The organism is Nonomuraea sp. NPDC050783 (genome assembly GCF_040802095.1).
In the GTDB taxonomy this organism is placed as follows: Bacteria; Actinomycetota; Actinomycetes; order Streptosporangiales; family Streptosporangiaceae; genus Nonomuraea.
This window is the reverse complement of sequence record NZ_JBFAHK010000003.1, coordinates 34,764-59,722: the sequence shown is the minus strand read 5'-3', so window position 1 is coordinate 59,722 and position 24,959 is coordinate 34,764. Positions and strand designations below refer to the sequence as shown.

General features: G+C 70.7%; 23 protein-coding genes. 13 read left to right on the top strand and 10 right to left on the bottom strand.

What is annotated here, in order from left to right; translation table 11 throughout:
• Window positions 1-3: 3 nt before the first annotated feature.
• Genes AB0H75_RS08405 through nikB form a run of 6 tightly spaced genes read right to left on the bottom strand, consistent with a single transcriptional unit; the run spans window position 4 to window position 5,308 of the window.
• Complete coding sequence (locus AB0H75_RS08405; RefSeq protein WP_367792552.1) at window positions 4-798, bottom strand: hypothetical protein; 795 nt, start codon at window positions 796-798, stop codon at window positions 4-6.
• Between the two features lie 15 nt (window positions 799-813).
• Complete coding sequence (locus AB0H75_RS08400) at window positions 814-1,464, bottom strand: histidine phosphatase family protein (protein WP_367792549.1); 651 nt, start codon at window positions 1,462-1,464, stop codon at window positions 814-816.
• A complete protein-coding gene (locus AB0H75_RS08395) occupies window positions 1,461-2,474 on the bottom strand; it encodes an ABC transporter ATP-binding protein (protein WP_367792546.1) in 1,014 nt (337 codons plus the stop codon). Before AB0H75_RS08395 ends, AB0H75_RS08400 begins: the two co-directional genes overlap by 4 nt.
• Window positions 2,458-3,462 (bottom strand): ABC transporter ATP-binding protein, encoded by a 1,005-nt coding sequence (locus AB0H75_RS08390; protein WP_367792543.1) that lies wholly within the window; start codon window positions 3,460-3,462, stop codon window positions 2,458-2,460. The genes AB0H75_RS08395 and AB0H75_RS08390 overlap by 17 nt, the downstream gene beginning before the upstream one ends.
• Window positions 3,462-4,382, bottom strand: coding sequence for an ABC transporter permease (locus tag AB0H75_RS08385; protein WP_367792540.1), 921 nt, complete (start codon window positions 4,380-4,382; stop codon window positions 3,462-3,464). The genes AB0H75_RS08390 and AB0H75_RS08385 overlap by 1 nt, the downstream gene beginning before the upstream one ends.
• Window positions 4,383-4,384: 2 nt before the next feature.
• Window positions 4,385-5,308, bottom strand: a complete 924-nt coding sequence (nikB, locus tag AB0H75_RS08380; RefSeq protein ID WP_367792537.1) for a nickel ABC transporter permease — start codon at window positions 5,306-5,308, stop codon at window positions 4,385-4,387.
• Window positions 5,309-5,815: 507 nt separating this feature from the next.
• On the opposite strand from nikB, the gene AB0H75_RS08375 reads away from it, so the two are divergent.
• The 3 genes from AB0H75_RS08375 to AB0H75_RS08365 all read left to right on the top strand — a co-directional run bounded on the left by AB0H75_RS08375 (window position 5,816) and on the right by AB0H75_RS08365 (window position 7,675).
• Window positions 5,816-6,778, top strand: a complete 963-nt coding sequence (locus tag AB0H75_RS08375; protein ID WP_367792534.1) for a DUF6772 family protein — start codon at window positions 5,816-5,818, stop codon at window positions 6,776-6,778.
• A 5-nt stretch (window positions 6,779-6,783) separates the two neighbouring features.
• Window positions 6,784-7,119: a hypothetical protein gene (locus AB0H75_RS08370; protein ID WP_367792531.1), complete on the top strand. Its 336-nt coding sequence runs from the start codon at window positions 6,784-6,786 to the stop codon at window positions 7,117-7,119.
• Between the two features lie 133 nt (window positions 7,120-7,252).
• Window positions 7,253-7,675 carry a hypothetical protein gene (locus tag AB0H75_RS08365; protein WP_367792529.1) on the top strand — a complete coding sequence of 141 codons (423 nt, stop codon included), beginning with the start codon at window positions 7,253-7,255 and terminating at the stop codon, window positions 7,673-7,675.
• A 185-nt stretch (window positions 7,676-7,860) separates the two neighbouring features.
• Here the strand turns inward: AB0H75_RS08365 and AB0H75_RS08360 are convergent, their stop codons facing one another.
• The gene (locus AB0H75_RS08360) at window positions 7,861-9,171 is read right to left on the bottom strand and encodes an ATP-binding protein (protein WP_367792526.1); all 1,311 of its coding nucleotides are present in this window, start codon (window positions 9,169-9,171) and stop codon (window positions 7,861-7,863) included.
• Window positions 9,168-9,398, bottom strand: a complete 231-nt coding sequence (locus AB0H75_RS08355; protein WP_367792524.1) for a hypothetical protein — start codon at window positions 9,396-9,398, stop codon at window positions 9,168-9,170. The genes AB0H75_RS08360 and AB0H75_RS08355 overlap by 4 nt, the downstream gene beginning before the upstream one ends.
• Window positions 9,399-9,534: 136 nt before the next feature.
• Here AB0H75_RS08355 and AB0H75_RS08350 point away from each other — a divergent pair, with 136 nt between their 5' ends.
• From AB0H75_RS08350 to AB0H75_RS08340, 3 genes are all read left to right on the top strand, one after another.
• Entirely contained in the window at window positions 9,535-10,170 is a 636-nt protein-coding gene (locus AB0H75_RS08350; protein WP_367792521.1) for a hypothetical protein, read from the top strand.
• Between the two features lie 791 nt (window positions 10,171-10,961).
• On the top strand, window positions 10,962-11,786 hold the full coding sequence (locus AB0H75_RS08345) for a hypothetical protein (RefSeq protein ID WP_367792518.1): 825 nt from the start codon (window positions 10,962-10,964) through the stop codon (window positions 11,784-11,786).
• A 258-nt stretch (window positions 11,787-12,044) separates the two neighbouring features.
• Window positions 12,045-14,312 (top strand): BTAD domain-containing putative transcriptional regulator, encoded by a 2,268-nt coding sequence (locus AB0H75_RS08340; protein WP_367792515.1) that lies wholly within the window; start codon window positions 12,045-12,047, stop codon window positions 14,310-14,312.
• On the opposite strand, the gene AB0H75_RS08335 is transcribed toward AB0H75_RS08340, so the two are convergent.
• Both AB0H75_RS08335 and AB0H75_RS08330 read right to left on the bottom strand, forming a co-directional pair.
• Entirely contained in the window at window positions 14,292-15,320 is a 1,029-nt protein-coding gene (locus tag AB0H75_RS08335; RefSeq protein ID WP_367792512.1) for a LacI family DNA-binding transcriptional regulator, read from the bottom strand. The two genes, AB0H75_RS08340 and AB0H75_RS08335, sit on opposite strands and share 21 nt — an antisense overlap.
• A 35-nt stretch (window positions 15,321-15,355) precedes the next feature.
• A complete protein-coding gene (locus AB0H75_RS08330; protein WP_367792509.1) occupies window positions 15,356-15,544 on the bottom strand; it encodes a hypothetical protein in 189 nt (62 codons plus the stop codon).
• 243 nt (window positions 15,545-15,787) lie between these two features.
• Between AB0H75_RS08330 and AB0H75_RS08325 the strand changes: the two genes are divergently transcribed.
• The 7 genes from AB0H75_RS08325 to AB0H75_RS08295 all read left to right on the top strand — a co-directional run bounded on the left by AB0H75_RS08325 (window position 15,788) and on the right by AB0H75_RS08295 (window position 24,878).
• Window positions 15,788-17,089 (top strand): MFS transporter, encoded by a 1,302-nt coding sequence (locus AB0H75_RS08325; RefSeq protein ID WP_367792506.1) that lies wholly within the window; start codon window positions 15,788-15,790, stop codon window positions 17,087-17,089.
• A 234-nt stretch (window positions 17,090-17,323) separates the two neighbouring features.
• Window positions 17,324-17,470, top strand: a complete 147-nt coding sequence (locus AB0H75_RS08320) for a hypothetical protein (protein ID WP_367792503.1) — start codon at window positions 17,324-17,326, stop codon at window positions 17,468-17,470.
• 808 nt (window positions 17,471-18,278) lie between these two features.
• The gene (locus tag AB0H75_RS08315) at window positions 18,279-19,211 is read left to right on the top strand and encodes a DUF5829 family protein (RefSeq protein ID WP_367792501.1); all 933 of its coding nucleotides are present in this window, start codon (window positions 18,279-18,281) and stop codon (window positions 19,209-19,211) included.
• 287 nt (window positions 19,212-19,498) lie between these two features.
• Window positions 19,499-20,230 carry an ABC transporter ATP-binding protein gene (locus tag AB0H75_RS08310; RefSeq protein WP_367792498.1) on the top strand — a complete coding sequence of 244 codons (732 nt, stop codon included), beginning with the start codon at window positions 19,499-19,501 and terminating at the stop codon, window positions 20,228-20,230.
• A 14-nt stretch (window positions 20,231-20,244) separates the two neighbouring features.
• Complete coding sequence (locus tag AB0H75_RS08305) at window positions 20,245-22,527, top strand: FtsX-like permease family protein (RefSeq protein ID WP_367792495.1); 2,283 nt, start codon at window positions 20,245-20,247, stop codon at window positions 22,525-22,527.
• A gap of 76 nt (window positions 22,528-22,603) precedes the next feature.
• A complete protein-coding gene (locus AB0H75_RS08300; RefSeq protein ID WP_367792492.1) occupies window positions 22,604-22,786 on the top strand; it encodes a hypothetical protein in 183 nt (60 codons plus the stop codon).
• A 787-nt stretch (window positions 22,787-23,573) separates the two neighbouring features.
• Window positions 23,574-24,878: an alpha/beta hydrolase gene (locus AB0H75_RS08295; protein WP_367792489.1), complete on the top strand. Its 1,305-nt coding sequence runs from the start codon at window positions 23,574-23,576 to the stop codon at window positions 24,876-24,878.
• Window positions 24,879-24,959 lie beyond the last annotated feature (81 nt).

Sequence of the window (24,959 nt, the reverse complement as noted above, 5' to 3'; positions counted from 1 at the left end):
ATCTCAGGCCGTCTCGGCCGGAAGGGTGAAGGTCGCCGCGACGGGCTTATGGTCCGACGGGGCGTTGCCTGCCGAGAAGAAGTCGACGACCTCGCTGGCCCGGGTCGTGACGGGGCCACGGGAGAAGATCCAGTCGATGGCCTTGGACGGGGATCCCAGCGGCGACAGGCGCGTCCCGCGTCCGGTGACGAACGGCAGCGGCGACACCGGGTGCGTGACCGGCGACGTGCGCCCCAACGCGGTGAACGAGTCGAGGAAGCCGCTGTTGCCGAGCACCCACAACGGCTGCCCGATGTCGTTGATGTCCACCGTGAACAGGCACGCCTGGTCGCCGGCGATCTCGTCCAGCGCCGCGGCCACCCGCTCCGCCTGCCCGGTGCGCAGGTTGCGGCCATCGGCCTGCTCCCGCGCGTGGCCCGGCCACGTCAGGTGCGCGGTGGAGAACACCAGGGGCGCCACGCCACCGGCGCGCGGCCGCAGCCGCACCCAGAACAACCGGGCGCCCGCGTCGAGGATGCCGACGTCGTGCGCTCCGTACTCCACGAGGTCGAACAGCTCCCGCCGCCACCACAGGTTGCTCTGCGCCGCCCACCCGGGGAAGTCGTCGTGCACCCGCGCGTGTCCGGACAGCGTCTCGTCCACCACGGCGCGCGAGCGGGGGCGAAGCTCCTGGGTCGCCAGGAGATCGGGCGGCCGGGTCTGGAACAGGTCGCGGATCGCCGGCTCCCGCTGCTCCAGATGCCAGTCGCCCCACAGGTTGTAGGTCATCGCCACGAAGGTGAACGATCCGGTCAGCATGCTGGTCCTTCCGATTCAGTCGGCGCGCGCGGCCCGCGCGGCCCATGCGGTCGGCGCGTTGTACTCGACCACCGAGTTGGCGCACCGCTCGCCCGCGTAGCCGATGACCGTCAGCGAGGCGTTCACCGGTGGGGCGAAGCCGAGGTGGCCGGGCACCGGCAGGCGCAGTGCCGCGGCGGCGGCCACCCGGATGGGGCCGCCGTGGGTGAACACGACGACGGTCGCGCCGCCGGCCACCGTGCCCGCGGCGTCGACGAGTGCCTGCCACACCCGGCGGCGCAGCTCGGCGAACGTCTCGCCACCGCCGCGCCGCACGTCCTCCCCGCGGGCGGCCGACGCGAGCACGTCCGGGTGCTCCCCGGCGATCTCGGTGAAGGGCCGGCCGGCCCAGGTGCCGACGTCGGCCTCGCGCAACCGGGCATCCTGCCGGGCCTCGATGCCGAGGTGGCGCAGGTACGCCTGCGCCGTGTCCCCGGCCCGCGGCAGGTCGCTCGCGACGACCAGATCGGGCGTCCCGAAACGGGCCAGGAGTGCGGCCGCGGCCGCCTCGGCCTGCTCGCGACCGGCGGCGGTCAGCCCCGAGTCGGCCTGCCCCTGATAGCGCTCCTCGACGTTCCACACCGACTCGCCGTGCCGGACGAGGACGAGCCGGACCCGGCCGCTCACCGCGGCACCGCCGACGAGGCGGGCAGCTCGGGAAAGTGGCACGCGGAAGCGTGCCCGCCCAGCCGGTCGGCCAGAGCGGGCTCCTCCGTGGCGCACCGATCCTGCGCCTTCCAGCACCGGGTCCTGAACCGGCAGCCCGACGGCGGCGACACGGGCGACGGGATGTCGCCGGTGAGGATGATCTGCCGCCGCCGCGGCGCCGCCCAGGGGCGCGGCACCGGCACCGCGGACAACAACGCCTGGGTGTACGGGTGCACGGGAGCGGCGAAGATCTGCGCCGTCGTTCCCGTCTCCACGACCTTTCCGAGGTACATCACCGCCACCTCGTCGCTGATGTGCCGCACCACGGACAGGTCGTGGGCGATGAACAGGAAGCTGAGCCCCAGCTCCTCCTGCAGGTCCACGAGCAGGTTCAGCACCTGCGCCTGCACCGAGACGTCCAGCGCCGACACCGCCTCGTCGCAGATCACCAGCCGCGGCCGCAGCGCCAGGGCTCGCGCGATGCCGACCCTCTGGCGCTGCCCGCCGGAGAACTGGTGCGGGTACCGGCCGGCGTGGTCGGGGTTCAGCCCGACCCTGGCCAGCAGGTCCCTGACCTCGGCGGCCCACCGGTCGCGGGGGACCACGCCGGGGTTGACGAGCCAGGCCTCGCTGATGATCTGCTCGACGGTGAGCCGGGGATTGAGCGAGGCGTACGGATCCTGGAAGACCATCTGGATCTGCCGGCGCGCCTGCCGCAGGTCGGCCCCGGGCAGGGTCAGCAGGTCCTGGCCGTCGAGAAGCACCTGGCCGGACTCCGGCGGCGCCAGCCCGATGACGGTCCGCGCCAGCGTCGTCTTCCCCGATCCCGACTCGCCGACCAGGCCCAGCGTCCGGCCCGCGGGCAGGTCGAACGAGACGCCCGAGACGGCCTGGACGGCGCCCACCCTGCGCCGCAGCAGGGTGGAGCGGACCGGGAAGCTGGTGTGCAGGTCTCTGACCGACAGCAGCGGCTCAGCCGGGGACGACATCGGCGGCGACCTCCTTCGCGTGGTGGCAGGCGGCCCGATGCGACCCGGGCCGGGCGGGCACCGGCAGCAGTTCGGGCCGCTCGGCGCCGCAGATGTCGGTGGCGAAGTCACACCGGGGCTGGAACGGGCAGCTCGCGGGCTGCCGCGTCAGGTCCGGCGGCGAGCCCTTGATGGGCGTCAGCCGTTCCCGCGGGCCGTCCAGCGCCGGGATCGAGGCCATCAGGCCGCGCGTGTACGGATGCCCGGTCCTCTCGTAGACCTCGCGCAGCCCGCCGGTCTCCACCACCCGGCCGGCGTACATGAGCATGACCCGGTCGGCGACGCCCGCCACCACGCCGAGGTCGTGGCTGATGAGGATCATCGCCATGCGGTGCTCCGCCTTGAGCTCGGCGAGCAACGCCAGGACCTGCGCCTGGACCGTGACGTCCAGAGCGGTGGTGGGTTCGTCGGCGATGAGCACGCGGGGCTGGAGGGCGATCGCCATCGCGATCATCACCCGCTGCCGCATGCCGCCGGAGAACTGGTGCGGATAGTCGTCGACCCTGCGGGCGGCCGCGGGGATGCCCACCCGGTCCATCAGCTCGATCGTCCTGCGCCGCGCCTCGGGACGGGAGACGCCACGGCGGCGCCGGAACAGCTCGCCGATCTGCGCGCCGACCCGGAAGACCGGGTTGAGGGAGCTGAGCGGGTCCTGGAAGACCATGGCCAGGTCGGTCCCGTTGAGCCGGCGGGTCTCGGATCGCGGCCGGGACAGCAGATCCGTGCCGTCATAGACGATCCGGCCGCCGCTCACCTGTCCCGCCGGTCGCGGGACCAGCCCCATCAGGGCCTGGGCGGTGACGCTCTTGCCGCTGCCGGTCTCGCCCAGGATGGCCAGGGTCTCCCCTTCGGCCAGATCGAAGCTCACCCGATCGACGGCGGTCACGGTCCCCGCCCGGGTCCGGAACCGTACCGTGAGGTCCTGTACTGACAACAGCGGGCCGCCCATCACATGCTCCTCAGCCGCGGGTCGAACCGGTCGCGCAGCGCGTCGCCCAGCACGCCGAAACCGATCACCAGGGCGGCCAGGCCGATGCCGGGGATCGTCGAGATCCACCACGCGTTGGACAGGTAGTCCCGTCCGTTGGCGATGGTCAGGCCCCAGCTCGGCGTGCTGGACGGGGTGCCGAGACCGAGGAAGCTCAAGGACGCCTCGGCCAGGATCACGTGCCCCAGCTCCACGGTCGCGACCACCAGGATCGGAGCCGCCATGGAAGGCAGGATGCCGCGGATCAGCAGGTGCCAGGTCCGTGCGCCGAGCGTGCGGGTGGCGTCGACGAAGTCCCGGCTCTTGAGCCCGAGCACCTGGCTGCGGGTGACCCGGGCGAACGTCACCCAGTTGGAGATGGAAAGGACGATGACGACGTTCACCACGCTGGGCCCGAGGATCGAGGCGATGAAGACGGCCAGCAGGATCGACGGGAAGGTGAGCTGGATGTCCGCCAGCCGCATGAGGACCATGTCCGGCCATCCGCCGAAGTACCCCGCCGCGACACCGGCGGCGACGCCGATGACACCCGCCAGCACCAGGGTCGCCACGCCGACGGTGATCGACACCCGCGCGCCCTGCGTCATCTGGGCGAGCACGTCCTGACCGACCTGGTCCGTGCCGAAGATCGCGGTGTGCCCGTTCGGCAACAGGGTGCCGGGCGGTTTCAGCCGGGAGCCGAGGTCGGTGGCGACCGGGTCGTACGTCAGCAGGATCGGCCCGATGATCGCGGCGGCCACGTAGAGGGCGATCACCGACAACGAGGCGATGATGCGCACCCGCCCGATCCTGATCCTGGTCCTGCCCGCCGCCGGGCGGACGGCGTCGCCGGCCGGGGGTGCGGCGGTCTTTGTCAGGACGTTCTCCGTCGGCGTGTCCATCGTCACCGTCCCAGCCGGATGCGCGGGTCGAGGTAGCCGTACAGGACGTCCACGACCAGGTTGATCAGCACGAAACCGCCGGCGATCAGCAGGATCGCGGCCTGGACCACGTTGTAGTCACGGGCCGAGATGGAGTCGATGAGCAGCCGCCCGACGCCGGGCCAGGAGAAGACCGTCTCGACGATCACCGCGCCGCCGAGCAGCTTGCCGAACTCCAGACCGGCCACCGTCACGATCGGGATGAGCGCGTTGCGGATGGCGTGCACGAAGATGACCAGCCGCTCGGGCAGGCCCTTGGCCCGCGCGGTCTGCACGTAGTTCTCGTGCACGACGTCGAGCAGGCCGCTGCGGGTCAGCCGGATCAGGACGGCGATCAGCGGCAGGGCGAGGGTGACCCCGGGCAGGATCAGCCGGTCCAGGCTGCCGTGCCCCCCGCTGGCCAGCCAGTGCAGCTGCCTGGCGAACACCAGGATGAACATGATCCCGATCCAGAACGACGGCATGGACTGCGAGAGCAGCGCGAACACCGACACCACACGGTCGGCCAGGCGGTTCACCCGCAGCGCGCCGACCACGCCGAGCGAGATCCCGAGCACCAGCCCGATCACCATCGCCACGACGGCGAGCTGGAGGGTGAGCGGAAACCTGTCCACCACCAGCCCCAGGGCGTCACCGTGATAGCGGTAGGAAGCGCCGAAATCAAACCGGACCACATCGCTGAGATAGATCCCGTACTGCACCATGACGGGGCGGTTCAGGCCCATCTGGTCGCGTAGCCGGGCGATCTCCTCCTGGGTGGCGTCGGAGCCGAGAATGAGCTGGGCCGGATCGCCGGGGACCAGCCGGAGCACCAGGAACACCAGGGTCACGGCGCCCCACAGCACGAAGACGGCGAACAGTGCGCGTCGAATGAAGTACGCGGTCATGGCCGATCCGATCGTGGTCGGTCGGCGTCCCGTTTCAGCATCGCCAGGCAACTCCTGGATGAGCCATGACGCCGTGAACGTCTGGCGGTGACGGCTTGAGGGTGGAGAAGGGCCGACATCCGGGCCGGCCCTGGAGAGGCGATTTCCGGAGGAGGCGGGCCGCGTCAGCCGCTGGCGAGCGGTGTGCCGGCGGCCTGCGACATTAACGTTAATGTGACTGTTCGCTGATGCTAGGGGCGGGGGTCCTGGCCGTCAAGCTCCGGCCGGCGAATTTTGCCGGAAGGCTCGCTCGGTGGCTCGTACACACTGGGCTTGAACTGGGAAAACTACGTGTCGAAGCGGCTCGGCCCGAGGCGGGGTCCGCCCGCACCGGCTGCCGGACGGTTGACGGTGGCCTTGCATTAACGTTAATGTCCGAATTTGACGCGCGACTCACTCCAGCGGATGGGTCAGGCGTGGACATTCGCCGTTCTGTATTGCCTCCACCTTTCTCGGGAGCCTTTCGGTATGACCATGATGGAGCGGCCCGATCTGGCCGCGGAACTTCGCGCCGCAATTCTGGCGGCGGATCCGAGATTGTCGAAGTTCGCACCGCTTCGGCGTATTCTGGCCTACGACGACTTCAACTCCGGAAGCCACGGCTGGACCGAGCTGCTCGGCAACTACAACGGCAATGGCGATCTGTCCACGGTCGATGACCACATGCGGGACTTCCGCCCGCCCCAGCTCTCGAACTGCACGTTCTTCGATGTCGGCACCCACGGCGCGATGACGGGGTCGTACGCGCTCAAACTGGCCACCCGCGCCTACCGGGGACACACCGCCACCGCCATCCGGCGGCTCACCATGAGCGGGCGCGGCCTGCTGCAGATCGAGGCGTACTTCACCTACAAGGCCGAGGCGACCATCGACGGCAGCGCCGGCGACCGGTTCGGGGACATCACCTGGGACGGCAACCTGCACCCGTCGGAAGCGCAGTTCGGCTGCTTCACCGTGGCGACCGACCTGTGCGGCGACGGCGGCCTGCGCTACCACACGGTGGCCCGCTACCTGAACACCACGCTGGACAACACGTTGTCCCGGCAGTGGGTGTACCCGATCGTGCCAGAACCGACGCCGCGTGAGCACCTCGAAGGCAAGGTCGAACTGGCCTACGGGGCCGACTTCACCGCACCCGACCCCAAGGACTGGCGCCCGTTCGGCGAGCCCCAGGAACTCTGCTACAACGAGGTGCCCACCAAGGTCAACTGGCACTACCTGCGCTGGGTCATCGACACCGCCGCCAGACGTAACGTCGAGCTGCAGGTCAACGACCGGATCATGGACATGTCCGAAGTGCCGGTCCCGCCGTACAAGGAGCGCTACGACTCCCTGGAGAACCTGCTGAACTTTTACTTCTCGGTACGGACCCATTCGACGGTCCGCAATTTCCTGTTCCTCGATTCGGTACTCATTTCCACGGAGTGGTGACGTTTATGCGGCAGGTGCAGACGGCGGTTCTCGAACGGGACACGACGTTCGTCTCCGACTTCGCGACAGAGCCGTACGAGGTGGCGTGGGCCGGTGAGGCGCGGTGGTTCGTGCACATCCTTGCGGCGTCCGGCGACGGCGTCTCGGTGCGGCTGGTCACCCAGATCTCACCCGACGGCCTGACCTGGTGCGACCTCGACGGCGACGAGCAGGTCGTCACCGGCCCCGGCCTGGTGACCTGGCCGGTCGGCCAGTTCGGTCAATGGCTGCGGTTGCGTGGCACGGTGACGGGCGTGAATCCGTCGGCGAAACTGCGCATCTATCTCACCGTCAAGAGCTGAAACCCGGCCGAGGCCGGGCTTGCCGCTCGCCGGCTGAGGTCCCGCGCCTGAAGATCTCTTCGGTTGTCTTAAGGCTCGCTTCAGGTGCGGCGGGTCATTCTCGAGACTGTTCAATCGTCTCGGGAGGAAACCCATGTTGAAGCGACGTCTCGCGATAGTCGTCACCACCGTTACGCTCGGGCTCGGCGGCGTGCTCGCCGGCACGGCCGGCGCCGCGCAGGCCGCCGGCGGTCCGGTTCCGGGGCCCGGCCGGCCCGGCGACGTGCACGTCAAGCCGCACGAGAAGCATGTCGTGTTCCAGGGCAGGCTGACGTGCCGGACGAGCGACGGCAGGCTCGTGAAGCTGTCCAAGGCCAAGGTGGCCGAGCTGATCGAGGAGGGAGTCATCGCGCGCGAGCAGGCGGAGACCGTCGTCGAGGACGGCGTCGTCGTCGTGCCGGAGAACCAGTTGTCGATCAACGTCCCGCCCAGGAGGCTGCCCGCCCAGGTGCTGAAGGCCAAGGGCAAGCACGCGAAGAACCGCGCCGTCCACCTCACCTGCGTGTGGAGCCGGTAGGAGAGATCGCGCGTCCCCGGCCTGCGGGGGCGCGGCCCGCGCTGCGATTCCTCGCCGTGCGGGCGAAGGATGCGGGAGGCCGGCCTCAGCCCGGCCTCCCGCCACGCACAGTGCGGGCTCCGGCGATCCGCGGGCGATCACCCGGCGCAACGCGAACTTGCGCCTTACGCCTCGTGCCTTGCGCCTTACGCCTCGTGCAGGGGGAACCGGGCGACGAACCCGCGGTCGTCGTAGACGAGTGACCCGTCGTGCAGGTGCGCGATGTCGCGTGCGATGGGCAGGCCGAGCCCGGCGCCGCCCGCGTCCCTGGCGCGGGCCTCGTCGAGCCGGGTGAACCGGCCGAAGACCGCCTCGCGCTGATCGGGCGGGATGCCGGGCCCGTCGTCCGACACCTCCAGCACGGCGTGCCCGTCCTCGGCGGCCACGCGCACGCGTACGGTGGAGGCGGCGTGCCGGACGGCGTTGTCGGCCAGGTTCGTCACCAGGCGGTAGAGGTGGGCGCTCGACCCCTGCATCACGACGTCGGGCTCGACGTCCAGCTCCACCCGCACCTCGGGCCGGCGCCTGGCGCGCAGCGCCGCTTCGGCGGCCACCTGGCCCAGGTCCAGCTCGGCCGTGCGCAGCGGCTCGCCGGCGTCCAGCTTGGCCAGCATGAGCAGATCGGCGGCCAGTGACTGCAGCCGCCCGACGTCGGCCAGCGCCTCCTTGGTCAGCTTGCTCGATTCGGCCAGCTCCAGCCGGGCCCGCAGGGTCGCGATGGGGCTGCGCAGCTCGTGCGCGGCGTCGGCGACGAACCGCTTGTGCCGCTCCACGGCCGTCTCCAGCCGGTCGAGCGTGGCGTTCACGGTGGTCGCGAGCGCGGCGATCTCATCCTTGGAGCGCGGTACGGGCACCCGCTGGTGCAGGTCGCGGGCCGTGATGTCGGCCACCTTGGCCCTGATCGCCGCCACCGGCCCGAGCGCCCGCCCCACGGACAGCCACGTCATCCCGGCGACCACGGCGAGCAGCGCCGGCACCCCGGGCAGCAGGGTCTGATACAGCGTCCGCAACGCCCGCTGCACGCCGTCGAGCGACACGCGCGACACCAGGGTGGTGGGGCCGTTCGCGGTCTCCACCGTGAGCTGGAGGACCGCGTACTGGCTGGGTTCGGCCCATGCCGAGACCTCGCCCTTGCCCTTGCCCTGGATCAGGGCGACGTCGGGATCGATGACCTGGGCGACCGCTCCGTTGCGCAGGAGCACCGAGCTCTCCTTGTAGGCGGCCACCGCCGGTGCGGATCTCTTAGGGGAGCTCCCCATCGACTTGGCGTACGGTATCGCGGCCGCGGCCTTCCTGGCCGCCTCGGCGGTCGCGTTGTCCTCCAGCGTGCTGCGCAGTGCCAGTACCAGGATCAGCGTCGCCAGCCCGAGGGCCAGCGCCACCACGAGCGTGGCGGCGGCGGTGGCCCGCACCCGTACGGAGGACAGCCCGGTCACCACCCGATTCCACCGGCTCACACGGCCTCCAGCCGGTACCCGGCGCCCCGCACCGTGATCAGCGTCGCCCTGCCGAACGGCACGTCCAGCACCACGCACGGGAACGGCTTGGCCGGGGAGCCCTCGGCCCCGGCGCGGAGGCCCCCTTCGGTGGTGAGCAACACGTCCACCGCGAAACCCTCGTCCGCCGGCCCGCCCTTGACCAGACCGTCCAGCCGTTCCTCGTTCTCTGTCAGGAGTACTCGCACACCGTCCAGCCTGCCCTGGTGCACCTGAAGCGATCCTGAAGACGCGTTGAGCTCTCTTCAGCGTCGCTTCAGGTACGGCGGGGCACTCTTGGCGGCATCTGGCTGATCACGGTCTTGTTCTCGGTAGGGAGATCGCATGTCCCAACGACGTCTCGCGGTGCTCGGCACGGTCGCCGTCCTCACCATCGCCGGCCTGGCCGGCACCGCGATGGCCGACGACCACACACCGGCCGTCGGCACGCAGGTCACCTGCCCGACGCCCGGTGCCACGTCCGGTGCCACGCCCGATGTCACGTCCTATGCCACGCCCAGTGCCACGCCCAGTGCCACGTCCTATGTCACGCCCGGCGCCACGCCCTCCGCGATCCCAGAGGGCTTCAAGAAGGGCGCCAAGCAGGGAGTCTTCATCTCGCCCGACGGCAAGGTGACGCGCATCAGCCCCGACGAGGGGACCGACGTGATCCAGAGCGAGGACGGCGTGCTCACGACCGAGTCGCTCACGCCCGCCACGCCTCAGGGCACGGCCCCGTCCGACGCGCCCACGCTGACGTCTCAGGATGGGGAGCCGTCCGACGCGCCCACGCTGACGTCTCAGGATGGGGAGCCGTCGGACGCGCCCACGCTGACGTCTCAGGATGGGGAGCCGTCCGATGCGCCCACGCTGACGCCTTCGTCGGGAGCGTCCGACCTGACGGTCCCGTCCGAAGTTGACGCGCCCACGCTGACGAACCCCTCCAAGGACGCCCACATCTGCATGATGGTCACCGAATAGGCCCACCAGAACCCACACCCACACCGCAGCGGCGCGGTCAGGCAGCCGACATGCCATGCCCTGCACCGGAGATCCTCCACTCCGGTGCAGGGCATGATGCCGTTCCGGCCCCGCCCGGCGCTCCTCGGCCGGGCGTCATCGCGTGTCAACGCGTGGAGCAGAGCACTGCCTGGGGAGTCTCGGTGTCGCGCAGCTCGCCCTGCTCATCGGGGTGGTAGCCGTGCCCGTGCGGTCCCTTGATGGTCGGGGTGGGCTTGGCGGGCAGGTAGGTGCCGTCATCTTCAAGGGCATGAACAGGCGCCGTTCCAGCCGTTCCAGCCGTTCCAGCCGTTCCAGCCGTTCCCCGGCTCTTCTGTCCCGCCGACGGTCGGCAGCAGGCCACTCCGCTGGGTCGTCCAGGGAGAGCTCGCCCTCCTGCACGGGCTGCATGATGACGGCGCCGGGGCCGGCGCATGTCTTCCTGCTTGTTTCCCGCGGACCCCACAGGAGGCCGACGCTCCCCACGGCCGGTGACGGCCTCCTGTGGGCGCACTCGGTCCGACGCCCGATGGGCTCGTTGTCAGAAGCTCGCTTCAGGTGCCTTCAGGCTGCTTTCAGGTTCGGCCCACGAAGCTCTGCGATCAAGAGATCTGCCCTCTCGGCATGGCCGAGGTAAGGGACGGCCTCTGGACGGTCGCGTGCGCACAGGATGCGGGCGCCGTCGGGCAATATGACTCTGCCGGGAAGCGGAGTCGCCGAGGCGTTTGCCGACCGTCTCCTGTTGTTCCCGAGAAAAGAAGGAAAACCCACCCATGTTGGTCAATGCCCTGCTGGCGGTCGCTGTGACCGTCGCCCCCACTGCCCCGTCGGCCGAGTACGAGCTGGCCTACAGCAACGCGGTGAAGCTGGAGCAGGCACAGGCGTCGTGCATGAAGGCGGCCGGTCTTCAGTACCTGCCGGACAACATCGTCAAGTCGGTGCGGACGGAGACGGAGCGCAAGGCGCTCAACGGCGATGTCAAGGCCATGCGGCAGTTGCGGGCCGAGGAGGGCTTCGGCATCTGGTCGGAGGTGAAGGAGGCCGAGACGAAGGAGCACCCGAACGACAAGATCGTCGACAGCCTGCCCGCGGCGAAGCTGAAGGCGTACAAGGCCGCTCAGGAGCAGTGCTTCGTCAAGGCGGTCAAGACCGTCCTCAACAAGGACGTGTCCTCCAAGGAGGACTATGAGCAGCAGGTCGACCTCGCCATCGCCGAGGCGGAGGAGGAGCTGAACAAGGACGTCAAGCTCGCGAAGCTGAGCAAGTCCTTCGCCTCCTGCCTCAAGATCAAGAAGGCCGCCAAGCCGACGGACGTGGCCGAGGCCAAGCGGAAGGAGATCATCGAGGCGCGTACGGACATGGCCGAGAAGCAGGGGGTGACCACTTCGGACCAGCAGCGCGTGACCGCTGCGGGCGAGGAGGAGCTCCCGCTCCCGAAGGTGTCCGAGGCGCAGGTCAAGCCGCTGCTGAAGAAGGAGATCAAGGCCGCGCTCGATGACCTCGAGTGCGGCAAGGACTTCTACGCCGCCTACGAGCCTGCGGCGTGGAAGCTCAAGCAGAAGGTCTACGCCGAGTACGGCGTGCCCTTCGCCTGGTAAGACCTGGTGAGGGCCGCCCCACCAGAGGTGGCCCTCACCAGCTCGGACGCGGGACTCCAGTAGGGGACGAAGACCGCCCGCGCCAGGCCGGGCGTGACGGAAGGACGCCATCGCCATCGGAGGGCATCCGGCCGACCCGAGTCCCGTTCCACCGCATGACCGTCGTGGCGCGAAGCAGGTCTCCGCGGTGTCGGCCGGCGATAGGCACTGTGATCACCATGCGGACGCCGAGAACCGATGTACTGAGAGGAACCGTATGTGGCTGATGTGATCCTCAAAGTCCTGGGACCGGTGCAGGTGTGCGGGACCGATGGGCGGCAGGTTCATCTCAGCGGCAAGCCACGCGCGGTGCTCGCCAGTCTGCTTCTCAACGTCAACACGCCGGTGTCGAAGGAGCGCCTGGTAGCGGCGCTGTGGGAGATCCCGCCCGCCTCGGCCGTCAAGAACCTGCACACGTATGTCGCCCAGGTACGCAGGGCACTGCCCTCCGGTCCCCGGCTGCTCACCCACGAGACGGGATACGTCCTCGAGTGCGACGCCGAGCGGGTGGATCTGCTCCAGTTCCAGGCCGCGACACGGGATGCCCGTGACCACGTCGTCCAAGGCCGGCTCCATGCTGCGAACGGGCAGTTCCGGCGAGCTCTTGACATGTGGCGTGGCACGCCCGCGGAAGGCACCAGGCTCGCCGGCCCGATGCTCGTCCAGGTCGCCGAGCTCGAAGAGCGGTTCGCCGCGGTGAAACTCGACTGGGCCAAGGTGGAGCTCGCTCTCGGCCAGTCCGCAGAAGTGATCGAAGAGCTCCGCCCGTTCGTCGCCGAGCACCCGCTGAACGAACACGCCTGGCGACTTCTCATGCTCGCGTACGCACGAGCCGGCCAACGCGACAGAGCCTTGGAGTCCTTCCGGCGCGCTCGCTCGGTGCTCGTCGCGGAGCTGGGGGTGGAGCCCGGTGAGGAGTTGCAACGGCTCCATGCCGCCCTCCTGTCCGGCGCCATGCCGGCGGATGAGCCGGCGCCGGCGAACGGCCTGAGACGCGTGGAAGACCTGGGCCACCCGCGGCGGGAGGGTGAAGTCGTGCCGATGCCGGAGCCCGTGGCGGCCGAGCCGGGCCCTGGCCGTGGGCGAGAGGCGGCCGGCGATTGCCCGGGGCAGGGGTCGTCCCCTGCCGGCGGGGGTGGCGGCGTGTGCCAGTTGCCGCCGGACATCGCTGAGCTGGTCGGCCGGCGGGCAGAGGTGGCGGCGATGGTCGAGGCGCTCCGCCCGGCTTCGGGGCAGAAGGCTGTTCCCGCGTGCGTTGTCTCCGGCCAGGGCGGTGTCGGAAAGACGGCTCTCGCCGTGCATGTCGCCCATCAGGTCCGGCAGGTGTTCTCCGATGGGCAGCTCTACGTCGACTTGCACGGCGCGGGTGATCGCCCCACGGACCCGCGGGAGGTACTGGGGCGGTTCCTGCGTGCCCTCGGCATGGACGGCGCGGCCGTTCCCGCAGGTCTCGACGAGCGTGCGGAGTTGTATCGGGGCATGCTGGCGAACGGCCGCTACCTGGTCGTGCTCGATGACGCCGCCGACGAGGGGCAGATACAGCCACTGCTGCCGGGCACGCCGGAGTGCGCGGTGCTGGTCACATCCCGGTACCGGCTGACCTTCCCGCCCGGGGCGCGGCTGATCGAGCTGCCCGTGATGTCCCCCGGCGAGTCACTGGAACTCCTACGGCGCCTGATCGGGGCCGACCGCGCGGACAGGGCGCCCCGGGACGCCGACGTGCTGGTGCGGCTGTGCGGTGGCCTGCCCTTGGCGATGCGCATCGCCGGTGCCCGGCTCGCCGCGCGGCCGCACTGGGACCTGGCGCGGCTCGTCACCCGGCTGAGCGACCCCCGGGCCCGCCTGGACCAGCTCCGCCACGGCTCCCAGGCGGTGCGGGCCAGTCTCGCGGTGAGCTACCGCCGCCTCCGGGCTCCAGCCCGGCGGCTGTTCCGGCTGCTCGGGATGCTGGACGCGCCGGACTTCGCCACCTGGGCGGCTGCCGCCCTGCTCGACGTGTCCTGCACCGAGGCCGAGGATCTCATGGCCGAGCTGGTGGACGTCCGGCTGCTCGACGTCGCCCGGCGCTCCCCGCACGGGCGGGCACGGTTCCGCTTCCATGACCTGACCCGTGTCTACGCCCGGGAGTGCGCCGAGCGTGACGAGGCCGAGGACGATCGCCGTGCCGCCCTGCTCCGCGCCTTGAGAGGCTGGCTGGCCCTGGCCCGTCAGGCGCACATCCAGTTGTGCCGGGATGAACGCCGTCCGCAGGACGGCCACAGCCCATGCGGGTGGCCCAAGGCTCAGGGTGTCGATGGCGACGTTCGTCACGATCCGCTGGCCTGGGTGGATGCCGAACACGCGGCGATCCTCGCCGCCGTGCGTCAGAGCGCCGCACTGGGGGCCGACTGGCTGAGCTGGGAGCTGGCAGCCACCGCCATGCACCTCTTCGAGACGCGCACGTTGTATGACGACCGGCATCAGACCTCAGAGATCTCCCTGCGCTGAGCTGCGCTCGATCAGTTCAGCGGGGAGCCGGATGCAGGCCCGGGGACCGTCCGGGTCGACGATCCGGCGCAGCAGGAGGTCGACCGCGGCGGTGCCCACCTCGTCGGCCGGCAACCGGATCGTGGTCAGGGCCGGCTCGAGGTAGGCGGCGAACGGATGGTCGCCGTACCCGAGGACGCGCACGTCGCCGGGTACGGCCAGGCCGCACTCACGGAGGGCACGGTAGACGCCCAGGGCGAAGTAGTCGTTGGCGGTGATCACCAGGTCCGGGTGGTTGCCGGGGGTGATCAGGCCGGCGGCCAGGGCGTAGGCGTCGTCGGGCCGCCAGGGCAGGCTGGCGCCGTTCGTCCGGCGAGTGGGCACCTTCAGCACGGGAGAGCGGTCGTGGGCGATCCCGAGGTCGTCGAGCGCGCGCCGGAAACCGGCGATCCTGGCGGAGACCGTACTGACGCGCAGATCCTCCTCCAGCAGCCAGATCCGGCGAGTGCCGGACGAGGCGACCCGGACCACCGCGTCGCGGATGGCGGACTCCACGTCGATGCCGACGAAGTCCAGCCCGCGGCCGGGGATGTCACGGCTGAGCTGCACCACTGGGATGTTGGCCTCCTTGAGCCCGTCCCACACGTCGCTCCTGGACTCGGTGGCGACGCCCAGCACGCCGTCCACGCCGAACCGGAGGAGCTCCTGCACCGCGCGTTGCTCGTTCTCCGCGGAGTCCTCGGTCACCAGGAGCAGCACGGAGTAGCCGCCCGCGCGGCACTGCCGCTCGACGGCGGAGATGAGCGCGGCGTAGAACGGGTTGGACGGGTTGGTGATGACCAGGCCGACGACCATGGTCCGGCCGGACACGAGCGAGCGGGCGTGGCTGTTCGGGACGTACCCGAGCCGCTTGGCCTCGGCTGCCACCCGCGCCCTGGTGCTCTCGCTGACCTGGTCCTTCCCGGCCAGTGCCCGGGAGACGGTGTTCGCCGACAGGCCCAGCTGGTCGGCGACGTCCCGTAGCGTCACCCGTTGCGAACGTGTCATCCCGTCAGCCCTCCGGCTCAGCTCTTGCCCGCCACGTGGATCCGCAGTCTGGCAGCCGATCCGGCCTCGCCGGAAACGCGCGGCGTACCCGCGACCATTGGCCGGAACCGGTGACCAGCCGGCTCGGCGGTGAGCCCGTCGAGCGCGTCGCGCACCAGCGCGACGCGTTCCAGTGCCGCGGCCACGGTCGATCGTATCGTCGTCACCGATCCACCGAGATCAGTACGGAGTCCACGAAGAGGAAGCCGCGGGCGCCGGTCGCCGCGGGTCGGCATCCGCTGTCGGCGCTGCTGTCCCATACCTGTTCCTCATTCGTTAGCGCTCACGTAAGCACCTGATTGCCGAAACCCTTGACCCGCTGAGCAGGCCACTCGTAGTGTGTCCGCCACATTAACGTTAATGGTCCGACTATCGGGGCGCAAACGCCAAGAGGGGATGAGGAGTCACCGATGACGCTGCGGCTGAGCCGGGCCACGATCGCTTCCACCGTCGGCACCGCACTGGAGTGGTACGACTTCTCGCTGTACGGCACAGCCGCCGCACTGGTGCTGCCCGCGGTGTTCTTCCCTTCCGGCGACCCGGTGGCGGCGACGCTGTCGTCGCTGGCGACCTTCGCCGTCGGGTTCTTCGCCCGGCCCGTCGGCGGCATCGTCATCGGCGTCCTCGGCGACCGCATCGGGCGCCGTACGATGTTGTTCGTCACCCTGCTGCTGATGGCGGCGGCCTCCACGCTGATCGGCCTGCTGCCCTCCTACGCCGCCATCGGACCGGCCGCGCCGGTCATGCTCGTGGCGCTGCGCGTGGTGCAGGGGCTCGGCGCGGGCGGTGAGTACGCGGGCGCCATGCTGATGTCCGCCGAACACGCCGAAACCCGGGCCCGAGGGCTGAACGCCAGCGCGCCGACCCTCGGTAACGCCGTCGGCTCGCTGGTCGCCACGGGGGTCTTCTTCCTCGTCTCCGCCGTCATGTCGCACGAGGCCTTCGTCGAGTACGGCTGGCGCATCCCGTTCCTGCTCAGCGTCTTCGTCGGCGTGGCCGGCGTGATCGTGCGGCTGAAGGTCTCCGACAGCCCGGAGTTCCGCGCGGCCAAGGACCGCGGCGAGCAGGAGCAGGCACCGCTGCGGGCGCTGTTCGCCTCCTCCCGCCACAAGATCGTGCCGGGCATGCTCATCAGCGTGGCGCCGAACGTGATCAGCTATCTGCCGTCCGTCTACGCCCTGACCTACCTGACCACGCACGTGCGCGCCGAGCCGTGGGTCGGTCTGATCGGCGTGGTGATCGCCAACCTGGTCAAGCTGGTCACCGTGCCGACCGCCGGCTGGCTGTGCGACCGGTACGGGCGGCGCCCGGTGATGGTCGCCGGGTCGGTCGCGGCGGCGGTGCTGTTCTACCCCTTCTTCTTCATGCTCGACACCGGCACCCCTGTCGTGATCTGGGCCGCCTTCGTGATGATCTTCACGCTCTGCAACGACCTGACGCTCGCCTCGCAGGCCACGATGATGTCGGAGCTGTTCGACGTTCGGTACCGCTACACCGGCGTCACCTTCACCCGGGAGATCACCGGAGCCGTCGTCGGCGGCTGCATCCCCTTCGTGGCCGCCTGGCTCGACGGCTGGTCCGGTGGTCGCGTCTGGCCCATCGTCGCGATATCCGCCCTGCTGTGCCTGCTCTCGGCGGCCGGCACCCGCTTCATCAGCGAACCCGCCCACCTGCGGCAGCCCTCACCGGCGGCTGAGGTCGCGGGCCGGTAGGGTCGTCGGCTCGCGAGCGCAGGAAGCCGGCCCGTGTGAAACGTTCGCAAAACCGGCACCTTTGCATATCTGTTGTATGAAACGTCAGCCGAAGGGGAGCGAAGCCGCTGCCCGACGGGGTGTCGGCCGGCAGGGGCCGCAAGGCTGATCACGATGTGTCATGCGCGGCCGCCGCTCAGCCAAGATCGTTCCGACGCCACAAGCGGCGACTCGCGGTGCTCAGGTGCGGCCGCCGTGTTCGCCATCGCCGGTCCGGCCGGCCGGCCGGCTCCGCGCCGGCCGCCGACGGTCCGGTTCCAGGGCGGACTGACGTGCCGGACGAGCGACGGCAGGCTCGTGAAGCTGTCCAAGGCCAAGGTGGCCGAGCCGATCGAAGGCTGAGCTGATCGAAGGCTGAGCTGATCGAAAGCCGAGCTGATCGAAGAGAGAGTCATCGACCCTGAGCAGGCCGAGACCGTCGTCGAGGACGACGTCGTGGTCGTGCCGGAGAACGGCTGTCGATCGGCGTCCCCGGCAAGAAACCGCCCGCCCACGTGGCCAAGGTCAAGGGCAAGCGCTGGAAGGACCGCATCGTTCGCCTCACCTGCGTGTGGAGCCGGCAGCAGTGAGCACGCCCTCGGAAACAGCGGGGGCGCGCGAGCGTTCGAGGGTCCGGTCGCTTGCCGCGGCCGCAGAAATCAGGACGCCGGCTCCCGAGTGATCCGGCGCGGCGAGGTGGTCGTGTTCCGGGTGGCGGACGAGCACCTGCCGTACCGGATCACACGGGTCGCCGCCGTGGCCGGAGACCCGCTGCCGGACTGGCTCGTCCCGGCACTGCCGGAGGTGTCACACGTGCCGTCCGGCCACGTCGCGATGGCCGGGGACGGCCGTCCTCGTCGCCGGACGGGTGCCTCCGAAGCGGCGTCGCGTACAGGAGCCGTCCTTCCGTCGGCATCGGCTCACCACAGGGCCGCCACAAACCTGACATAGGGCGCGCCGCGCGCCGGATTCCCGATCGCTCGTCAGGCGCGTCGCATCCTGGCTCGGTGAACGCCATCCCGGCGCTGTGACCTGCACCGTCTCCATCGCGGAACGGCTTCGCGCCGCTGCCGGCCACTGATTGTGCCGCTTCGCGGCGAGCTTGTCCTGAGGTGTCAGAGGCCGTCAGACCCACTGTCGAATCCATCCACCTCCCCCTAAGATCACCGCCATGTCGCTTCACCGAACTTTACGGACGGTCTCCGTCCTGGCCGCGGCCTTCACCGTCGCGCTGTCCGGGACGGTCGCCGCGCAGGCGAGCGCCGCGCAGGCCGACCGCCAGTTGCTCTTCTTCAACCACGCCTACAGCGTCGTCGACAAGGAGACCGCCGACGCGATCGAGAACTCCGCCTACCTGCGGGAATTCGCCAATTTCGAGGTCCGCACCACGACCGGCGGCGGGTTCAGCTGGAAGGGCCGCTACCTCAAGGGCCGCGAGACCTACCTGGAGCTGTTCTCGGAAGGCGACCTGCCGGGCCAGGACGCCGAGTACGGATCCGCAGGGCTGGCCACGTCGGTCGAGGTCGCCGGAGACCTCGCCACCGTGACCGAGCGGCTCAAGGCCGAGGGGGTCGCCGAGCCGGTTCCCTACCGCCAGACCCGCGACTTCGGTGACGGCGTCAAGGTGCCGTGGTTCGACACCATCCGCACCACCGCCGAGCAGTACGACGCCTTCGACCCGTGGGGGCTGGAGTACCTGCCCGAATACTTCGCCGACCCACGCAGCCGGACCGAGCCGGCGAGCTTCCCCGGTGACGTCGGCCGGGAGCGTTACCTGCCCGACGACTACGCCGCCCACCTGATGCGTGACGTGACCTACATCCGCATCGGCGTTCCCGCCCGCGACCTGGCCAACACGCTGCCGCTGCTGCGCGCCGGCGGCTTCTCCGTCGAGACGCGCACCGACGGCACGGTGGTGGCCGAAGGCGGCGGCACCCGCATCCAGCTGGACTCCGTCGACCGCGCGAAAGCCGGCCTGAAGCAGGTCCAGATGTCGCTCAACAAGTCGCTGCCGGTCATGACCGAGGAGCGGATCGGCCGCTCCACCCTGGCGGTCGGGCCCGGCGCGCGTGCGGTGTGGACCTTCGACGCACCTGCCGCGTAACGCAGGTCCTTGAGATCCAGGCCCCGGCAGGCCGGCGAGGACCTGCCGGGGCAGTGGCGCGTCACCGTGCCGGATCGTCCAGCCGGCGCGGCGCGCCGCGTGACGGTGTCGAGATCCTGTCGCTCCCGACCAAGTCCGCCACCGTGAACGGTCAGCAGCGGACGTTGACCAGGTGAACGCCGGACATCGCGAAATTTTGTCCATTATGTCCGGTTCATGATGAGGTCATGGCGCGGTGGTGATCGCCTCTCTGCCGGGAGGAGGCGCCGATCGACAGGCTTGGTCCCATGACAGATGCGGTGCGTTTGGACGCGGTGAGCAAGGTGTACGGCAGGGGCCGGAGCGCGGTGGCGGCCCTGCGCGAGGTGTCGGTGGGTATCCCCCGGGGCACCTTCACCGCCGTGATGGGCCCGTCCGGTTCGGGCAAGAGCACGTTCCTGCAGTGCGCGGCCGGGCTGGACGTGCCCAGCTCGGGAGCGGTGCGGCTGGGCGGCACCGAGCTGACCGGCATGGACGAGAACGCGCTGACCGAGCTGCGGCGGCGCCGGGTCGGCTTCGTCTTCCAGGCCTACAACCTGGTTTCGGCGCTGAGCGTGATCGAGAACATCACGCTGCCGCTCAGACTGGCCGGCGCCCGGGTCGACCGGGCCTGGCTGGAGGAGGTCGTGCGGCGGGTGGGCCTCGACGGGCGCGCTTCCCACCGCCCGGCCGAGCTGTCCGGGGGCCAGCAGCAGCGCGTGGCGCTCGCCAGGGCGCTGGTGACCAGGCCGGAGGTGGTGTTCGGTGACGAGCCGACCGGCGCGTTGGACACCATGACCGCCCGCGACGTGCTGATGCTGCTGCGCGAGGTGGTCTCCACGCTCGGTCAGAGCGTGGTGATGGTCACGCACGACCCGGTCGCGGCCTCGTACGCCGACACCGTGCTCTTCCTGGCCGACGGTCGGATCGTGGACGCGATGACGGCCCCGGACGCCCAGAAGGTGGCCGAGCGGATGACCCGGCTGGGGGCATGGAAGTGATGATCTCTCTTGCGTTGAAGACGCTCGCGCACCGCAAGGCCGGCTTCGCCGGCGCCTTCGTGGCCCTGCTGTGCGCGGCCGCGCTGGTGACGGCGTGCGGGATGGTGCTGGAGACGGGCCTTCGCGGCAGCCTGGCGCCCGAGCGGTACGCCGGCGCCCCCGTCATCGTGGCGGGCGACCAGTACGTCAGGCAGACCAAGGACAGCGGCAAGGAGAAGGCAAAGCTGCTGTCCGAGCGCAGGTGGATCCCCGCCGCGCTGGCCGAGCAGATCCGGCGGGTGCCGGGCGTGAAGAAGGTGGTGAGCGAGGTGACCTTCCCCCATGCCGGGTTCACCGCCCACGGATGGGAGTCGGCCGCGCTCACCCCGTTCACCCTCGCCCAGGGCCGCGCTCCCGCGGCCGCGGACGAGGTGGTCGTGGACGCCCGCCACGCCGGCCGGACGATCGCGGGCTATCGGGTGGTGGGAGTGACCGCTCAGGCGCTGCCCGGCCAGGACACCCTCTTCTTCGCCACCGCTCAGGCCCGCCGCCTGGCCGGGCGCGATGGCCTGGTGACGGCGATCGGCGTCTGGCCTGCGGTGCGAGTCGGCGTCAAGGGCGCGATGACCTACACCGGTGACGCGCGCGGCGCCGTGGAGTTCCCCGAAGGAGAAGGAGCCCGGGTCGGGCTCATCAGCCTGGGCGGCGCGCTCGGCGGCACCTCGCTGCTGGTGACGATCCTCGTCGTGGTGGGCACGTTCGCGCTGTTCATGCAGCAGCGCCGGCGTGAGATCGCCCTGCTGCGGGCCGTGGGCGCCCTGCCGCGGCAGGTTCGCGGGCTCATCGGCGGCGAGGCACTGCTGATCGGCGTGGCCGCCGGGCTGCCGGGAGCCGGAGCCGGGATCGTGCTGGGATTCTGGTTGCGGGACAGGTTCGTCGATCTGGGCGCGATGCCCGCGAACCTGCGACTGGTTCTCAGCCCGTTCCCCGCGGCCCTGGCGGTGCTGACCACGCTGGCGGCCGCGTGGGTGGCGGCCCGGGTCTCGGCCCGCCGCACCGCGCGGATCAGACCGGTGGAGGCGCTGGGAGAAAGCGCGATGCCCGCCGCCGGACTGGGGCCGGTGCGGCTGATCGCAGGCCTGCTCGCGCTGGCCGGCGGGGTGGTGCTGACGGTCGTGCTGTCCGGCCTGTCCACCGAGGCGGCCTCCAGCCCGGTCACCATGCTCACCGCGCTGGTGTGGACGATCGCGGTCGCACTGCTCGGCCCCTCGGCCGCGCGCGCGGTGACGGCACTGCCGCTGCGAGCGCCCGGCGTGAGCGGCCACCTGGCGCGGGCGAACCTGCGGGCCGAACCCGGACGCCTGGCCTCGCTGATCACACCGGTGACCCTGATGACGGCGATGACGTGCACGATCCTGTTCGTGCAGACCACCATGGGCCATGCCGCCCAGAGCGAGCTGAACGCGGGCATCACGGCCGATCACGTGCTGGCCCCGGGCACCTCGGCGGCCGCCGTGCGCCGGGTGCCCGGCGTTCAGGCCGTGACCGAGGTGCTGCATACCTCGGTCAGGATCGACCTGGACAAGTACGACGCCCAGGCCGTCACCCTCGACGGCCTGGCACAGACGATGGACCTGGGGCTGGTGGCGGGCTCGCTGGACGGCTTCGGCACGACGTCGGCGGCGATCAGCCGCACTGCCGCCGCCCGGCTGGAGGCCGGCCTGGGCGACCGGATCGCGCTGGTGCTCGGGGACGGCACGCCCGCCGTGGTGCGGGTGGCCGCCATCTACTCACGCGGCCTGGGCTTCGGTGATCTGACCCTGGCACGCGGGCTCGTCGCCGATCACGTGGACGATCCGCGCGGCACCGTCCTGGTGGCCGGCGGGGCGCGGGAAGCGCTTCCCGCCGGAAGCGTGCTCGATCAGGCGACCACGGCTCCGGCAGGCTCGGCGAATGCGGCGGTGGCCTGGGTCGCCCTGGGCCTGATCGTCGCCTTCTGCGCCATAGCCCTGGTCAACACCCTGGCGATGGCCACCCTGGCCCGCTCGCGCGAGCTCGCTCTGCTGCGGGTCGTCGGCACGACGCGGCGGCAGGCCGCCCGCATGCTGCGCACCGAGACGCTGACGGCGCTGCTCGTCGCCGTGACCCTCGGAACGGTCATCTCGCTCGTCACGCTGGCGGCCTTCAGCGCGGGGATGACCGGCTCGGCGCTTCCGCACGTGCCGCCGCTCGCCTACGGCGCGGTCATCGCCGCCGTCGCCGCCCTGGCACTGGCGGCCACAGCCATCCCGGCCGGATTCGTCCTGAGAAGACGGTGACGCGGGCTCCCGCCTGGCCGCGGACCGCCTCCCTCGTGGACGCCGGAGTGTTTCCGCCCTGTCCCCGTACGGGCCGGTGCGCGAGCCGATCGAGGACTGGGCCGAGGAGGCGGTGCTGGTGACGGCCGGTGGTGGCATCCAGGATGAGACGCACGTCGTGTTCTCGTCCTCCTCCGGGCTGATGCGCCTCAGCGTCACGCGCGTGGACGATCGCGGGTTCGACCGCGACCCGGCCTGTTCCTTCGCGGGGCACTGGTGACGAGCGGCTGCCAGTGACGGCTCTCCGTGGACGTAGGAACTCCTGCGGCGGCACATGCTCACCGAAGCCGCGCTACTGGTCCCGGATCGAGGGACTTCAGCGGATCGTCACCCGGTTCGGCACAGATTGTGGACCCGCCAGGGTGGCCGTAGTGGTCCACGCCGTCCCCGTACAGGACGAACTCCAGCTTGATCATGATTCTCCGGCGGGATCACGACCCGCTGCCGATGTGGCGCATCACGCGCTCGTCGCCGGACAGCCGGATCAGATCGGCGGTGCCGCACAGGCGATCCCAGGGGCAGAAGCTTGCGGATGTCCTCACCGATCGGCGTCAGCGCCGGTGGCGTGGGCGGTCCCCGGCAGGCGGTTGATCACCACAATCATGTCCGGCATCGCCAGAGCCCTCGGCTGCTCTCTCATCTGACGGTTGCTCGGCCTGTCGTACTTCTCCGGCAAGCGCCGCGTGCACGGCCTGAACGGCTTGTCAGGTCAAGGGGAGCCTTGCTGAGGTGTCCTGTCCGGTTCGTGATGAGGTCATGGGTCCTCGGTGACGCGGTCTCTGGGGCGGGGCCGGGCGGTCCGGCAGAGTCGGTGACGTCAGCAGACGATCACTGAGAAGGACACTTTGATGCGCGACCTCGTACGACTTTCCGCAGCCGGAGCGACCACCGCGATCCTGGCCGCAGCCCTGGTGAGCCCTGCCCAAGCGGCGGCGTTGTCGTGGACGACCTGCCCCGCGGGTCCGGGGGTGGACGCCCGCCAGGAGTGTGCCACCCTCCAAGTGCCCATGGACTATCGGAAGCCGGACGGGCCGGAGATCACGCTGGCGGTGTCGCGGATCAGGACCTCCAAGCCCGCGTCGCGCCGCGGCGTGCTGCTGCTCATCCCCGGCGGGCCGGGCAGCCCCGGCCTGAACCGCCCCAGCACGCTGGTCGGCAAGCTGCCGCAGGACGTGCTCGACCGTTACGACCTCATCGGGTTCGACCCGCGCGGCGTGGGCCGCAGCTCGCCCGTCTCCTGCGGCCTGGAGGACCGCGACGTGTCGCTCATCCGGCTCAAGCCCTATCCTGGCGCCGACGGTGACATCGCCGGGAACCTCGCCTGGTCCCGCCGGATCGCCGAGGCCTGCGCCCGCAACGGCGGCCCGCTCATCCGGCACATCAGCACCCGCAACGAGGCCCGCGACCTCGACGCCATCCGCGAGGCGCTGGGTGAGAGGAAGCTCTCCTCCTGGGGCGTCTCCTACGGCACCTACGCCGGCGCCGTCTACGCCACCATGTTCCCGCAGCGCACCGACCGGGTCGTGCTGGACAGCAACGACGACCCCGACCCGCGCCGCGTGGCGCGCCAGTGGCTGGCCAACTACAGTCGCGGCGTAGAAGACCGCTTCCCCGACTTCGCCGCCTGGGCCGCCGCCCGCCACGACGAGTACGGTCTCGGCACCGACGCGGCGGCCGTCCGCCGCACCTTCCTCGACCTGGCCGCAGAGCTGGACCGCGAGCCCCTGCCCTGGCCGGGCGCCAACCCGGCGGAGCTGGACGGCAACCTGCTGCGCGAGACCATGCTCAACGCCCTCTACTCCGACGCGGGCTTCCCGGCGCTGGCCGCCCTCATGCGCGCCGCCCGTACCACCGGCGAGCTGCCCCCCTCCAACACGCCCCCGCCCGCCGCGCTGCAGAACACCGCGGCCGCCGCCGGCGCCACCATGTGCAACGACGTCACCTGGCGCGACTCCGTCAACGGCTACCAGCGGCAGGTGACCGCCGACCGGGCCGCCTTCCCGCTGACCGGCGGCATGCCCGTCAACGTGGGGCCGTGCCAGTTCTGGCCGTTCCAGCCGGCCGAGCCCCCGGTGCGCGTCACCTCGCGCGGGCCCGCCAACGTGCTGCTCATCCAGAACCTGCGCGACCCGTCCACGCCCTACAGCGGCGCCCTGAAGATGCGTCAGGCGTTCGGGCAGCGGGCCCGCATGGTGGCCGTCGACTCCGGCGGCCACGGCGTCTACCTCGCCAACGGCAACGCCTGCGGCGACCGGACCGTCACCGCCTTCCTGACCACCGGACAGTTGCCCCGGCACGACAAGACTTGCTGACCGGCTCCCACGGGATGGAGCGCTGGCAGCAGGTCTCGCCGAGGGCGCCTTGACCAACGGGCTGACCAGCCTCGCGCTCCG